This window comes from Streptomyces sp. NPDC058198 (assembly GCF_042882605.1).
Lineage (GTDB): Bacteria > Actinomycetota > Actinomycetes > Streptomycetales > Streptomycetaceae > Streptomyces.
The window spans coordinates 732,732-745,831 of sequence record NZ_JBHVVP010000003.1 but is presented as its reverse complement, the minus strand read 5'-3'; the positions used below and the strand labels follow the sequence as shown (position 1 = coordinate 745,831).

At 68.7% G+C, this 13,100-nt stretch carries 13 protein-coding genes; 9 read left to right on the top strand and 4 right to left on the bottom strand.

Annotated features, from left to right (window positions below; translation table 11 throughout):
- Nucleotides 1-5 precede the first annotated feature (5 nt).
- From ACFVWW_RS15640 to ACFVWW_RS15610, 7 genes are all read left to right on the top strand, one after another.
- Nucleotides 6-419 carry a roadblock/LC7 domain-containing protein gene (locus tag ACFVWW_RS15640; RefSeq protein WP_030351794.1) on the top strand — a complete coding sequence of 138 codons (414 nt, stop codon included), beginning with the start codon at nucleotides 6-8 and terminating at the stop codon, nucleotides 417-419.
- Nucleotides 420-528: 109 nt separating this feature from the next.
- Nucleotides 529-936: a DUF742 domain-containing protein gene (locus ACFVWW_RS15635; RefSeq protein ID WP_030351795.1), complete on the top strand. Its 408-nt coding sequence runs from the start codon at nucleotides 529-531 to the stop codon at nucleotides 934-936.
- Entirely contained in the window at nucleotides 917-1,498 is a 582-nt protein-coding gene (locus tag ACFVWW_RS15630) for an ATP/GTP-binding protein (RefSeq protein WP_189282429.1), read from the top strand. Before ACFVWW_RS15635 ends, ACFVWW_RS15630 begins: the two co-directional genes overlap by 20 nt.
- Nucleotides 1,499-1,836: 338 nt before the next feature.
- The gene (locus tag ACFVWW_RS15625; RefSeq protein ID WP_386878269.1) at nucleotides 1,837-5,025 is read left to right on the top strand and encodes a nitrate- and nitrite sensing domain-containing protein; all 3,189 of its coding nucleotides are present in this window, start codon (nucleotides 1,837-1,839) and stop codon (nucleotides 5,023-5,025) included.
- A 10-nt stretch (nucleotides 5,026-5,035) separates the two neighbouring features.
- On the top strand, nucleotides 5,036-5,449 hold the full coding sequence (locus tag ACFVWW_RS15620; RefSeq protein ID WP_010984131.1) for a roadblock/LC7 domain-containing protein: 414 nt from the start codon (nucleotides 5,036-5,038) through the stop codon (nucleotides 5,447-5,449).
- 91 nt (nucleotides 5,450-5,540) lie between these two features.
- On the top strand, nucleotides 5,541-6,170 hold the full coding sequence (locus ACFVWW_RS15615; RefSeq protein ID WP_384192698.1) for a DUF742 domain-containing protein: 630 nt from the start codon (nucleotides 5,541-5,543) through the stop codon (nucleotides 6,168-6,170).
- Nucleotides 6,151-6,732, top strand: a complete 582-nt coding sequence (locus tag ACFVWW_RS15610) for an ATP/GTP-binding protein (protein WP_031229389.1) — start codon at nucleotides 6,151-6,153, stop codon at nucleotides 6,730-6,732. Before ACFVWW_RS15615 ends, ACFVWW_RS15610 begins: the two co-directional genes overlap by 20 nt.
- A gap of 88 nt (nucleotides 6,733-6,820) precedes the next feature.
- Here ACFVWW_RS15610 and ACFVWW_RS15605 read toward each other — a convergent pair whose 3' ends face one another.
- Both ACFVWW_RS15605 and ACFVWW_RS15600 read right to left on the bottom strand, forming a co-directional pair.
- A complete protein-coding gene (locus ACFVWW_RS15605; RefSeq protein WP_384192701.1) occupies nucleotides 6,821-7,024 on the bottom strand; it encodes an acyl-CoA carboxylase subunit epsilon in 204 nt (67 codons plus the stop codon).
- A gap of 47 nt (nucleotides 7,025-7,071) precedes the next feature.
- Entirely contained in the window at nucleotides 7,072-8,655 is a 1,584-nt protein-coding gene (locus ACFVWW_RS15600) for an acyl-CoA carboxylase subunit beta (protein ID WP_384192704.1), read from the bottom strand.
- 422 nt (nucleotides 8,656-9,077) lie between these two features.
- Here ACFVWW_RS15600 and ACFVWW_RS15595 point away from each other — a divergent pair, with 422 nt between their 5' ends.
- Nucleotides 9,078-10,283, top strand: a complete 1,206-nt coding sequence (locus ACFVWW_RS15595) for a glycoside hydrolase family 64 protein (protein ID WP_384192707.1) — start codon at nucleotides 9,078-9,080, stop codon at nucleotides 10,281-10,283.
- An 86-nt stretch (nucleotides 10,284-10,369) separates the two neighbouring features.
- Here the strand turns inward: ACFVWW_RS15595 and ACFVWW_RS15590 are convergent, their stop codons facing one another.
- On the bottom strand, nucleotides 10,370-10,879 hold the full coding sequence (locus ACFVWW_RS15590) for a hypothetical protein (RefSeq protein WP_384336742.1): 510 nt from the start codon (nucleotides 10,877-10,879) through the stop codon (nucleotides 10,370-10,372).
- A 199-nt stretch (nucleotides 10,880-11,078) separates the two neighbouring features.
- Here ACFVWW_RS15590 and ACFVWW_RS15585 point away from each other — a divergent pair, with 199 nt between their 5' ends.
- Nucleotides 11,079-11,699 (top strand): YceI family protein, encoded by a 621-nt coding sequence (locus ACFVWW_RS15585; RefSeq protein ID WP_384192713.1) that lies wholly within the window; start codon nucleotides 11,079-11,081, stop codon nucleotides 11,697-11,699.
- 42 nt (nucleotides 11,700-11,741) lie between these two features.
- On the opposite strand, the gene ACFVWW_RS15580 is transcribed toward ACFVWW_RS15585, so the two are convergent.
- Entirely contained in the window at nucleotides 11,742-13,091 is a 1,350-nt protein-coding gene (locus ACFVWW_RS15580) for a hypothetical protein (RefSeq protein ID WP_386878268.1), read from the bottom strand.
- Between the last annotated feature and the right edge of the window lie 9 nt (nucleotides 13,092-13,100).

The window sequence follows — 13,100 nt, the reverse complement described above, 5'->3', positions numbered from 1 at the left end:
GTCCGATGAGTCAGGCTGCGCAGAATCTGAACTGGTTGATCACCAACTTCGTGGACAACACCCCTGGGGTGTCCCACACCGTGGTGGTCTCCGCCGACGGACTTCTGCTGGCCATGTCCGAGGGCTTCCCCCGCGACCGCGCCGATCAGCTCGCGGCCGTGGCGTCCGGTCTGACCTCGCTGACCGCGGGGGCGTCCCGGATCTTCGAAGGTGGCCCGGTCAACCAGACCGTGGTGGAGATGGAGCGCGGCTTCCTCTTCCTCATGTCCGTCTCCGACGGTTCCTCACTGGCCGTGCTCGCCCACCCCGAGTGCGACATCGGGCTGGTGGGATACGAAATGGCCCTCCTGGTCGACCGCGCCGGTACGGTTCTCACCCCGGACCTGCGCGCCGAGCTGCAGGGAAGTCTGTTGCACTGAGGCTTCCAGGCACTTCCCCAAGCTCCATCACCGTCAGGCCGCCCAACCGGCCCCCCACCGGCCAAGTCAGACGGCACGCAGACATCCTGCTGTCACGCCCGGAGGATTCATGACCCCGCCACCCGCCTCTCACGATCCGTACGGCGCCTCAGTGGACGCGTCGTACGGCCCTGAAGGCGACCAGCCGCTGGTACGTCCGTACGCCATGACCGGCGGCCGGACCCGGCCGCGGTACCAGCTCGCCATCGAGGCGCTGGTCAGTACGACAGCAGACCCGGCCCATCTCGCCACCCTGCTCCCCGAGCACCAGCGGATCTGCCACCTGTGCCGTGAGGTCAAGTCGGTGGCGGAGGTGTCGGCGCTGCTGACGATGCCGCTCGGCGTCGCGCGCATTCTGGTGGCCGACCTGGCGGAGGCGGGCATGGTCGCCATCCATCAGCCGGGTAACGGAGAGGCCGGCGGCACGCCGGATGTGACACTGCTCGAAAGGGTGCTCAGTGGACTTCGCAAGCTCTAGCGGCGGTGCAGCCCGCTCAACCACCAGCGCGAAGATCGTGGTGGCGGGCGGCTTCGGCGTGGGCAAGACCACGTTCGTCGGCGCCGTCTCGGAGATCAACCCGCTGCGTACCGAAGCCGTCATGACCAGCGCATCAGCCGGCATCGACGACCTCACCCACACCGGAGACAAGACCACCACCACCGTGGCCATGGACTTCGGCCGCATCACCCTCGACCAAGACCTCATCCTCTACCTCTTCGGCACCCCCGGACAGGACCGCTTCTGGTTCATGTGGGACGACCTCGTCCGCGGCGCCATCGGCGCCGTCGTCCTCGTCGACACCCGCCGCCTCGCCGACTGCTTCCCCGCGGTCGACTACTTCGAAAACTCAGGACTCCCCTTCGTCATCGCCCTCAACGGCTTCGACGGACACCAGCCCTACACCCCCGACGAAGTACGCGAAGCACTCCAGATCGGCCCCGACACCCCCATCATCACCACCGACGCCCGCCACCGCGCCGACGCCAAAAGCGGACTCATCACCCTCGTCGAACACGCCCTCATGGCACGACTCAAGTAGACGGCCCAATACGGCAGTTGTCGTAGACAGTGTCGGAGGTGGGCTGTGTCTTTTGACACGGCCCGCCTCCGTGTTCATAACATTTCGACAGAGAATTCACCGGCTCCGGACACCCGACGCACTCGGCTGGTACCGCTGCGCTCACATCAGCCCCGCCTTTTGACGGGGCTCGTTCTTTATGCCCGTTTTATCGGAGGCTTGGACCGCTCGGAATGGCTGATTCCTGCTGTTTGGAATGGGACCGTTCCCCGTGCTGGAATTCGAGAACTCCCGAGTAGTACGGCCCTGAACGAAAAACGGCACAACGTAGGTGCCGACGCCGAGAGGTTGTTGGTCGAGTGAGGCGAAGCAAGACGAGCTCCGCGGGGCAGCAGGCGCGGGGCAATTTCACCCCGCCGCCGCGCGCAGCGGTGCCGCCTGCGGCCGCGACCGGCACGGCCTCGTCCGTCGGCAGTTCCAGCCGGCTCGCCCCGCGCAACTGGCGGGTGCCGACCCGGCTGAACGCGATCCTCCTCATACCCGTGCTCGTCGGGCTGGTGATGGGCGGCTTTCAGGTCAAAGGGTCCATCGACACCTGGCAGGAAGCACAGGACGCCGAGCGGACGGCGCTCGTCGTACGGGCCGCCTCGGAGTACGGTCAGGCGCTGCTCAACGAGCGTGATCTCACCGCTCAGCCGCTGCTGACCAACAAGCGCGACGCGCCGGTCGTCGGCCAGGCCCGCGCGGCCACGGACGCGGCGAAGAAGAAGTTCGACGTGGCGGTGCGGGACATGCCCGCGACCGAGGGCCTGGAGCGCCGTCTCAGCCTGTTCAGAAGCGAAGAGCCCAAGCTCGACGCGCTCAGGAAGACCGCGTACACCGCGGGGGTCGAGACCCCCGACAAGACCGGCGACAACGGCGGTCCGGTGGCGACCGAAGAGGGCTATGTGCTGGTACAGCACTCCCTCATGGAGTTCGCCAACGAGCTGGGCCTGGGCACCGGCAACATCACCAGCTACGGCCGTACCGTCTACGCGCTCCAGCTCGCCAAGGCCGCCGAGTCGCTGCAGCGCTCCATCGGCATGCATCTGCTGGTCAGACCGAGCCAGAAGGACGACGTCAGGAACGGCCAGTCGATCGCCTTCTCGTCGTACGCCTATCTGGAGGACATCGCCGTCGGTGAGTACGTCTCCGGCGGCACCGCGGCGGACACCGTCACGCTCCAGGACGTCATGAAGGAGAAGGCGGCCGAAGGGGCCAAGAAGCTCGCCACCGCCGAGGAGCAGGCGGCCGCCGCCGGCCAGGACTTCACCGCCCCGCCGAGCCTGGAGGGCTCCGTCTTCGACGGCATGGTCGCGGCCATCGCCACCGGTGACAACCCCGAGCGGCTCGCGGGGCGCGGTGTCACGCCCGAGGCGTGGATGGCCGCCTCCACCGCCAAGTTCGACGGCTACACGGTGATCGAACGGGACCTGGTCGACAAGGCCGTGGCCGACGCCGCGCAGATCTCGGGCAACGCCAGGGACGACGCCATCACCAACGGCGCCATCGTGCTGATCGCCCTGCTGGCCGCCTTCATCCTGGCCGGGATGATGGCCCGGCAGATGAGCCGCTCGATGCGGTCGCTGCGTACGGCCGCGTTCGGCATCGCCGAGCAGCGGCTGCCGATGCTGGTCGACCAGCTCTCCCGCGCGGAACCCGCCCGGGTCGACACCCGCGTCCAGCCGATTCCGATCGATTCGCGCGACGAGATCGGCGAGGTCGCCCGCGCCTTCGACCAGGTCCACCGTGAGGCGGTCAGGCTCGCGGCCGAGCAGGCCATGCTCCGCGGCAACGTCAATGCGATCTTCACCAATCTGTCGCGCCGCAACCAGTCGCTGATCGAGGGCCAGCTGACCCTGATCACGGACCTGGAGAACAACGAGGGCGATCCGGACCAGCTGGCGTCCCTGTTCAGGCTGGACCACCTCGCGACCCGGATGCGCCGTAACGGCGAGAACCTCCTGGTCCTCGCGGGCGAGGAGCCGGGCCGCCGCTGGAACCAGCCGGTGCCGCTGGTGGACGTGCTCCGCGCCGCCTCCTCCGAGGTCGAGTCGTACGAGCGCATCGAGCTGACCGGCGTCCCCGAGACGGACATCCACGGCCAGTCCGTGACCGACCTGGTGCACCTGCTCGCCGAACTGCTGGAGAACGCCACCACGTTCTCCTCACCGCAGACGAAGGTCCGGGTCACCGCGACCCGGCTGCCCGACGGCCGCGTGATGATCGAGATCCATGACAAGGGCATCGGCCTGACCGCCGAGGACTTCGCGGACATCAACCACAAGCTGGCCAACCCGCCGACCGTGGACGCCGCCGTCTCCCAGCGCATGGGGCTCTTCGTGGTCGGCCGTCTCGCCGACCGGCACGGCATCCGCGTCCAGTTGCGCCCCTCGGGCGAGCAGGCCGGTACGACGTCGCTGGTCATGCTCCCCGACGCGATCACCCACGGCGGGGGCGGCGGCGAGCCGGCCGCGGCCGACGACTTCACCGTCTCGCAGATCATCCCGGACCAGCCGGAGCCGGCGGAGGAGCAGGTCTTCCCGACCGCTCCCATGCTGACCGCGGCGGACCTGGGCTTCGACGACTCCCGCTACGACCGGCCGCCGGCGGATCCGCCCCGCCCGCTCGACGCGGTCAGCCGCGGCCGTAAGCGCGAGAAGCGGCCGGCCGCGCTGGAGGCCGCGCCGGACAGCAAGAAGCCGGTCTTCCGCGACCAGGCCGACGGCCAGTACCGCGAGGAGGTCGACGGCCGGTACACGCCGCAGGAGAGCGGTCCTGAGCACCAGCAGACCGGTTACGAGGGATATCCCGCGCCCGACGCGTACCAGCCGTCCAACGGATATCAGGGCGACCAGCCGCAGGGCTATCCGGAGGCGGCCCAGCAGAGTGAGTGGGCCGGTCAGTCCACGTATCAGCCCACGTACGAATCCGGTCGGCGGCAGGAAACGGAATCTGCCCAGGCCGGTCCCAAGATCGCTTCGGACCGCGTAGGCTTCGACCGTCCGGGTCCGTCTCCGAGCACCAGCCACGCGCTGACCGAAGCGGGCCTGCCCCGCCGAGGCGGCAGCCAGCAACCGCAGCAGTGGCAGGCGGCCGGTGAGGACTCCGGACAGGCCGGCCAGACCGGTCAGGCCGGCGAGACCGGCCAGAGTGGTCAGACCGGCCAGAGTGGCCAGACCCCGCTGAACGGGCAGAGCGAGGCGGACAGCTCCGAGGACTGGCGTTCGACGAACGACGATCGCTGGCAGCGGGCCGAGAAGCTCCGTGAGCCCAAGGCGGGCGGGGTCACCTCGTCCGGTCTCCCCCGCCGCGTACCCAAGGCCAACCTGGTCGAGGGAACGGCGGAACAGACTCCGCAGGGCGGCCCCCAGGTCTCCCGTGCCCCGGAGGACGTGCGTGGCAGGTTGAGCAACCTGCGGCGCGGCGTCCAGCGGGGACGCGATGCGGGAGCGGACACGAACGGACCGGGCCACGGCCCGGGCAGTACCTACCACCAGGAGCGTTAGTGTGAGCCCGATGAGCCAGGCGGCGCAGAATCTGAACTGGTTGATCACCAACTTTGTGGACAACACCCCTGGGGTGTCCCACACCGTGGTGGTCTCCGCCGACGGACTCCTGCTGGCCATGTCCGAAGGTTTCCCGCGTGACCGTGCCGATCAGCTCGCGGCCGTGGCGTCCGGTCTGACCTCGCTGACCGCGGGGGCGTCCCGGATCTTCGAGGGCGGCGCCGTGAACCAGACCGTCGTCGAGATGGAGCGCGGTTTCCTCTTCCTCATGTCCATCTCGGACGGCTCCTCGCTGGCCGTGCTCGCCCACCCCGAGGCCGATATCGGCCTGGTGGGCTACGAGATGGCGCTTCTGGTCGACCGCGCCGGTACGGTCCTCACCCCGGACCTGCGCGCCGAACTCCAGGGAAGTCTGCTCAACTGACAGACAGTGCGCTACGTGCCACCGCACCGTAGGGTGCGGTGGCACAGCTCCGCAGGACATGGACCGACGGCCGGCAGTCGGAGGAGGAAACGTGGCTACACCCCCAGACGGACATCCCTATGACGGTGTCCAACGGTCCCCGGGTGAGCATGTCCGGAACCGCTTCAACTTCCCCTCCACGCCGAGCAGACAGAGCGGTCTGGGCGATCAGGGGGACCAGAGCGGCGGACGCGGATCCCAGCAGCCCTACCAACCGCCGCAGCAGCAACAGCAACAGCCGTACGACCAGCCGGACGAGTCGTACGACCAGCCGCGACAGCCCCGCATCCAGCCGGTGCAACCGCGGCACTCCCCAGAACCCGATCACTCCATGGGCGCGCACAACCCGTTGGTGCGCCCGTACGCCATGACCGGCGGCCGGACCCGGCCGCGATACCAGCTCGCCATCGAGGCGCTGGTCAGTACGACGGCGGATCCGTCCCAGCTGCAAGGGCAGTTGCCCGAGCATCAGCGGATCTGCCGACTGTGTTTCGAGATCAAATCGGTCGCCGAGATTTCGGCGCTCCTTTCCATCCCCCTCGGCGTGGCCCGGATCCTCGTTGCCGACCTGGCGGAGGCCGGGCTTGTCGCCATCCATCAGCCCGGCGGCGACGAGGCCGTCGGGGGACAACCAGACGTGACACTGCTCGAAAGGGTGCTCAGTGGACTTCGCAAGCTCTAGCGGCGGTGCAGCCCGCTCAACCACCAGCGCGAAGATCGTGGTGGCGGGCGGCTTCGGCGTGGGCAAGACCACGTTCGTCGGCGCCGTCTCGGAGATCAACCCGCTGCGTACCGAAGCCGTCATGACCAGCGCATCAGCCGGCATCGACGACCTCACCCACACCGGAGACAAGACCACCACCACCGTGGCCATGGACTTCGGCCGCATCACCCTCGACCAAGACCTCATCCTCTACCTCTTCGGCACCCCCGGACAGGACCGCTTCTGGTTCATGTGGGACGACCTCGTCCGCGGCGCCATCGGCGCCGTCGTCCTCGTCGACACCCGCCGCCTCGCCGACTGCTTCCCCGCGGTCGACTACTTCGAAAACTCAGGACTCCCCTTCGTCATCGCCCTCAACGGCTTCGACGGACACCAGCCCTACACCCCCGACGAAGTACGCGAAGCACTCCAGATCGGCCCCGACACCCCCATCATCACCACCGACGCCCGCCACCGCGCCGACGCCAAAAGCGGACTCATCACCCTCGTCGAACACGCCCTCATGGCACGACTCCGGTAGCGCTCCGGAGACCGTACGAGGTCATACAGCGGCCCCCGCACTCGAAGGAGTGCGGGGGCCGCTGTCCGTAGTGCTACGGGCCGGAGGCTCAGCCCTGCCAGCTGTGCGGGGCGCGGAAGCCGGGCGTGCGCTCCAGCCGGCGCCAGCCGGCGGTGGAGCGGCCGCGGTGGGCCGGGGCCTCGGGCTGGGCCGCGGCGCGGGCCATCAGGATGGCGGTGAGGGCGGCGAGCTCTTCCGGGTCGGCGTGACCCTTCTCGACGCGCAGCAGGGATTCGTTCGTGGGATCGCTCATGGAGGTCGTGTCTCCGTCTTCTCGGCAGAAGGGCGCGGGGCGCGGGATTACTGCGGGGGGTTGCCGTGCTTGCGCGACGGCAGATCGGCGTGCTTGGTACGGAGCATCGCCAGCGCACCGGCGAGCACCTCTCGCGTCTCCGCGGGGTCGATGACGTCGTCCACGAGGCCGCGCTCGGCCGCGTAGTAGGGATGCATCAGCTCGGCCTTGTATTCCTTGACCATGCGGGCCCGCATGGCCTCGGAGTCCTCGGCCTCGGCGATCTGCTTGCGGAAGATGACATTGGCGGCACCCTCGGCGCCCATCACCGCGATCTCGTTGGTGGGCCACGCGTAGGTGAGGTCGGCCCCGATGGACTGGGAGTCCATGACGATGTACGCGCCTCCGTATGCCTTGCGGAGGATCAGGGAGATCCGGGGCACGGTGGCGTTGCAGTAAGCGTAGAGGAGCTTGGCGCCGTGCCTGATGATTCCCCCGTGCTCCTGGTCGACGCCCGGCAGGAAGCCGGGGACATCCAGCAGCGTGACGATGGGGATATTGAAAGCATCACACATCTGGACAAAGCGCGCAGCTTTCTCGGACGCTTCGATGTCCAGGACGCCCGCGAGGGACTGCGGCTGGTTGGCGACGATGCCGATGACCTGGCCGTCCAGCCGGGCGAGGGCGCAGATGATATTGGTGGCCCAGCGCTCGTGGATCTCCAGGAAGTCGCCCTCGTCGACGAGCTCCTCGATCACCTTGTGCATGTCGTACGGGCGATTGCCGTCCGAGGGGACCAGATCGAGCAGAACGTCGGAGCGGCGGTCCGCGGGGTCCTCGGACGGGACCGTGGGCGGGTTCTCGCGGTTGTTCTGCGGGAGCATCGACAGGAGGTAGCGCACCTCGGCGATGCAGGTCTCCTCGTCGTCGTACGCGAAGTGCGCGACGCCCGAGGTCCCGGCGTGCACATCGGCGCCGCCGAGTCCGTTCTGGGTGATCTCCTCACCGGTGACGGCCTTGACCACGTCCGGTCCTGTGATGAACATCTGCGAGGTCTCACGGACCATGAACACGAAGTCCGTGAGAGCCGGGCTGTAGGCGGCGCCGCCCGCGCACGGGCCGAGCATCACGCTGATCTGCGGGATGACGCCGGAGGCGCGGGTGTTGCGCTGGAAGATGCCGCCGTAGCCGGCGAGCGCGGAGACGCCCTCCTGGATACGGGCGCCCGCGCCGTCGTTCAGCGAGACCAGCGGGGCACCGGCCGAGATGGCCATGTCCATGATCTTGTGGATCTTGGTGGCGTGGGCCTCGCCCAGGGCGCCGCCGAAGATCCGGAAGTCATGGGCGTACACGAAGACCGTACGGCCCTCGACCGTGCCCCAGCCCGTGATGACACCGTCGGTGTACGGCTTCTTGGCCTCCAGGCCGAAGCCGGTCGCGCGGTGCCTGCGCAGCTGTTCGACCTCCTTGAACGACCCCTCGTCGAGCAGCAGCTCGATGCGCTCACGGGCGGTCAGCTTGCCCTTGGCACGCTGGGCCTCGGTCGCACGGTCGCTGGGTCCTCGGCGGGCCTGCTCACGCAAGGCGTGCAGTTCGGCCACACGCCCCCGGGCGTCGGCGGGTTCGCTCGGCGTCTCGTCCACTACGGTCATGTACCAACCCTACGAACAGCACCCCGGAAAACGCGCCGTCGACTCCACACAGTCTCCTGGCTGTATTCCTGGTGGGCCTGGACAGAACCCGGCCCGATGCGGGGTTCCTGAAGTGCACGGTACCCCTACCACTTGTGGGATTCCCCTAGATGTCGGCGCGAGGCCATCTCGTATCGGCGAGTGGTGGTCCGAGGGCGGCCGGTAGGCCGTTCGGGGGAACCGGCGGTGCCGCTGCCGCGCCATGAGCCCGGGTTGTGAAGCTCCACGAGCCGGTGGTGTGAAGACCGGGAAACTTCTGAGAGCGCTCTCAGCCCCCACTCTTGACTGCTTCCTCATGCGTCGCAAGAGTGGGGCCCAACGCAGGGCGCGACCCCCCACGCACCGCGCATCCCTGCGTACCCCCACATCTCAGGAGAACATTCGTGATATCCCGCAGACTGTTCCTGACCGGTACGGCCGCCACCGCGACAGCCCTGACCTACCCCTTCCTGGGGAGCGCTCTCAGCCCGCAGGCGTCGGCCGCGCCGGCCACCTGTGAAATCGCCCTGCAGAACAAGTCGCTGCCCGGCTCGGTCAACGCCTATGTCACCGGCCACGACGGGGCCACCAACGGCTGGGTCCTGCTGCGCGCGGACGGCAGCGTCTACCGCCCCGACTCGCCCGGCGCCCCGCAGACCCCGCTGCCCGTGGACTGCGCGATCCCGCTGGGCCCCGCGGGCGGCGCGCCGGTCGTGCTGACGCTGCCCCAGATGTACGGCGCCCGCGTCTACTTCGTACGCGACGACAAGCTGGACTTCTTCCTCAACCCGGGTCCTGCCCTGGTCGAGCCGGCCTTCTCGACCGAGGCCGACCCCAACTACGGCCGCACCTGGTCGTTCTGCGAGTTCACCTTCAACTCGGACCAGCTCTACTCCAACATCAGCTATGTCGACCTGGTGACGGCCCTGCCCATCGGCATCACGCTGGAGGGCGACGCCACCCACACGGTCGCCCCGCTGCCCGACGGCGCCCTCGAGAAGATCGCGGACGGGCTCACCGCCCAGGCGGCCGTCGACGGACACCCCTGGGACAAGCTGATCCTGCGCAGTGCGGACGGAAAGGTGCTGCGGGTGATCTCCCCGCAGAACCTGGCCGGCCAGACGCCCTTCGCGAATGTCTTCAACAGCTATGTCGACCAGGTCTGGGAGAAGTACCGCTCCACCGATCTGACCATCGATCTCCAGGGCGGCCGGGGCGTGTTCACCGGCCGGGTCAGCGGCGACACGCTCACCTTCAACGGGGGCCACACCTTCGCCAAGCCGACCTCGATGGACATCTTCACCTGCAACAGCGGACCGTTCGCCAACAACCCGGGCGACTCGGACGACAAGAAGGGGCTCCTCGCCCGGCTCGCCGCCGCCTTCAACCGCTCGACGGTCCTGAGCCACGCCGACCAGCCGAACGGCGCCACGGCGGCGGACTACTACAAGGACCCGGTCACCAACCACTTCGCGCGGGTGCTGCACGCCAACACCCCGATCGGGTACGCCTTCCCGTACGACGACGTACAGCCGGACGGCCAGCCGGATGTCTCGGGCGCCGCCCATGACGGCAATCCGCGCCGCTGGACGGTGTCCGTCGGCTCCTGATCCGCGCCCGGCACGTGACGGTGCCCCGCCCTCCCGCTCGTTCGGGGAGGACGGGGCACCGTCACGTGCTAGTACAGCAGGGCGGGTCAGCAGCCGCCGCAGTTGTAGAACGTCACGTCCCAGTGGTTGCCCTCGTCCGCGTAGACGTTGCCGGCACCCGACTGCCACTGAGGGGCGCCATCGCCGCGCACACCGATGTAAGTGAAGGTGTTCTTCACGTAGTTGGTGACACAGGTGGCCTTGCCGAAGTCGAGCTTGTAGCCGTTCCAGTGCGAGTACGTGCCACTGGCGTGCCCGGTCTCCGTACCGCCGGTGATGTTCAGAGCGCAACCGCTGGCGCTCTTCAGGGTCTGCGCGCCCTGAGCGGACATCAGGTTGAGCTGGTCGAACGACGTACAGGTCGCGTTGTTGCGGTTGGAGCAGCCACCGGACGAGGACCAGGTGATCCCGGACGAGCTGAACCGCGAAGTCGCCGCGGAATGCGTGAGCTTGGTGGCGGCCTCGGCGTCGGTGGCCGCGCTGAAGACACCGAAGCCGGGAGCGAAGAGCGCGCCCAGAACAAGGGCGAGCACGCTGAGTACGGAACGAATTTTCATGGGGGGATCCCTCTCCTGCTGAAGACCGTATGGGCCAATGGGGCGGCGGTGCAGGTGGAACAGAGAGATCTTGCCCGAGATCTACGCGCGTCCGCCAGAGGGGCGGTGCAATCGATCGGATGACGTTGTTGAAAAGCGAACGAGACAGGTCTACAGTGAGGGTCGTTGAAGGTTAAACAATCAGTCCTCAGGAGTAGTCATGTCTCTCTTCGGCCGCAAGAACGACAACGCCCAGGTCGCCACCGCCACCCGTGAGGTGGACCCGGCGCTGGCCGCGCTCACCGGCGAATACACCATCGACCCGGCCCACAGCACCATCAGCTTCACGGTCCGCCACGCCATGGTCACCAATGTCCGTGGCACCTTCACCGAGCACGAGGGCTCGCTGAGCCTGGACGGTTCGAACCCGGCGGACTCCTCGGCGTCGATCGATGTCTCGATCGCCAGTGTCGACACCGGGATGCCCGACCGCGACGGTCACCTCCGCAGCGCCGACTTCTTCGACGCCGAGACGTTCCCGAAGATGTCCTTCCGCTCGACCGCGACCGAGCAGATCGACTCCGAGACCTACCGCCTCACCGGTGACCTCACCATCAAGGACGTCACCCGGCCGCTCACCATCGACCTGGAGCTGCACGGCTCCGCGACCGATGTGTACGGCAACGAGCGCGTCGGCTTCGAGGGCAGCGCCACCATCCTGCGCTCGGACTGGGGCCTGACCTGGAACGCGGCGCTGGAGGCCGGCGGCGTGATGGTCAGCGACAAGGTCAAGCTGGGCTTCGACATCTCCGCGATCAAGAAGGCCCCCGAGGCCGCCTGACCCACGGCGAACGCTGTGGCGCCGAGACCGGCGGGGGTGCCTTTAGAAGCCGCCCCCGCCGTCGAACCCGCCGCCACCGCCGCCGAAGTCCCCTCCCCCGCCGAAGCCTCCGCCGCCGAAGTCGCCCGGGTCGTAGTCCGAGCCGGAGTAGTCGCCGCCACCGAAGCCGGCGGAGTCACCGCCGCCGAAGTCCGCGGCGTAGCCCGGGCTCGCCATCATCGAGCCCAGCAGCGTGCCCACCAGCAGCCCCGGCAGCAGTCCGCCGCCGAAGTAGCCGCCGGCCCACGGTCCGTACGCCGGTCCGGCCTCCCAGTACGGACGGGGGCCGTGCTCGGTCTGCACGGTACGGGTCAGCGGGTCCTCGCCGTCGCGCAGCCTGGCCGCGTCGGCCGCGCAGACCGGGACGGTCCGCCGGGCGCCGGCGGGCGGGGCCCACTGCGCGTCCGTGGTCGAAGGGCCGTGGCGCGGGTCGAAGAAGCACGGCGAACGGCGCTCCGGAAGCGGGGCGCCCTTTCTGCGTGCGTCGAGCGAGGCGAGCGAGAACCGGCCGTCCTCCAGCGCCTCGGTCACCCCGCGCACATCGTCGGGCCGTGCGGCCGAGCCCATCAGGGACTTCGCCTTCTCGTACGCGTCGAGCGAGCGCTCGTAGTCCGAGCGCATCGCGTCATCGGCACCGGCCTCGGCGGGGTGGAAGTCCAGCCGGTCGAGTTCCTCGCCGAAGGCGGTGATGTCCTCGTCCACGACGACGCGCAGCGTGTCCAGTGCCTCCCGCTCCCGCTCGGCCTGCTTGCTGCGGCCCCGGCGCACCAGGGCGTAGGCGCCCGCGCCGCCCACCACGACGACCGAGCCGAGCACGATCAGTCCGGTGGAGGAGCTGCCGGCGCTGTCCGAGCCCGAGTCCCAGGAGGCCGGGGCATGGCCGCGGGTCTGCGGGAGCGCCTGGTCGACGAAGTTGTTCAGCTCGGTCGAGGCGTCGACCGCGCCGCCCGCCTTGACCGCGTCGGTGAGATTGCGGACGGCCAGGTTCGACAGCACGGCGGGGTCCGCGCCCGCGTTGAAGCCGTCGCCGAGGCGGATGGCGTACAGACCTGTCACCCCGGTCTCGGCGCGCACGGTGTTCAGCACGCTGTCCGGCGGGAATTGCGCGCTCTGGGGCAGGACCGCCACGAAGAGCGGCTTGTCCGCGTCCTTGATCTTCTTCGCCAGGGCGTCGGCGTCGCTCGTCGAGAGCTGACTCGCGGCCCGGGGATCCACATAGACCGGGCTCTTCTTGAGGGCCTCGGCCACGGTCGTGGGGCCGGTGGCCGCCTGTGCGCCCGGCGCCACCAGGAAACCGGCGGCGAGAAAGGCGAGCAGCAGCCCGAACAGTGCGGAAAACAGCCTCGTCCTCATACATTGACG

What these genes read in the sequence shown, in the direction of transcription:
- ACFVWW_RS15640 (WP_030351794.1), top strand. Translation starts at nt 6, where the DNA reads ATGAGTCAGGCTGCGCAGAATCTGAACTGGTTGATCACCAACTTCGTG.
- ACFVWW_RS15635 (WP_030351795.1), top strand. Translation starts at nt 529, where the DNA reads ATGACCCCGCCACCCGCCTCTCACGATCCGTACGGCGCCTCAGTGGAC.
- ACFVWW_RS15620 (WP_010984131.1), top strand. Translation starts at nt 5,036, where the DNA reads ATGAGCCAGGCGGCGCAGAATCTGAACTGGTTGATCACCAACTTTGTG.
- ACFVWW_RS15605 (WP_384192701.1), bottom strand. Translation starts at nt 7,024, where the DNA reads ATGAGCGATCCCACGAACGAATCCCTGCTGCGCGTCGAGAAGGGTCAC.
- ACFVWW_RS15600 (WP_384192704.1), bottom strand. Translation starts at nt 8,655, where the DNA reads ATGACCGTAGTGGACGAGACGCCGAGCGAACCCGCCGACGCCCGGGGG.
- ACFVWW_RS15590 (WP_384336742.1), bottom strand. Translation starts at nt 10,879, where the DNA reads ATGAAAATTCGTTCCGTACTCAGCGTGCTCGCCCTTGTTCTGGGCGCG.
- ACFVWW_RS15585 (WP_384192713.1), top strand. Translation starts at nt 11,079, where the DNA reads ATGTCTCTCTTCGGCCGCAAGAACGACAACGCCCAGGTCGCCACCGCC.
- ACFVWW_RS15580 (WP_386878268.1), bottom strand. Translation starts at nt 13,091, where the DNA reads ATGAGGACGAGGCTGTTTTCCGCACTGTTCGGGCTGCTGCTCGCCTTT.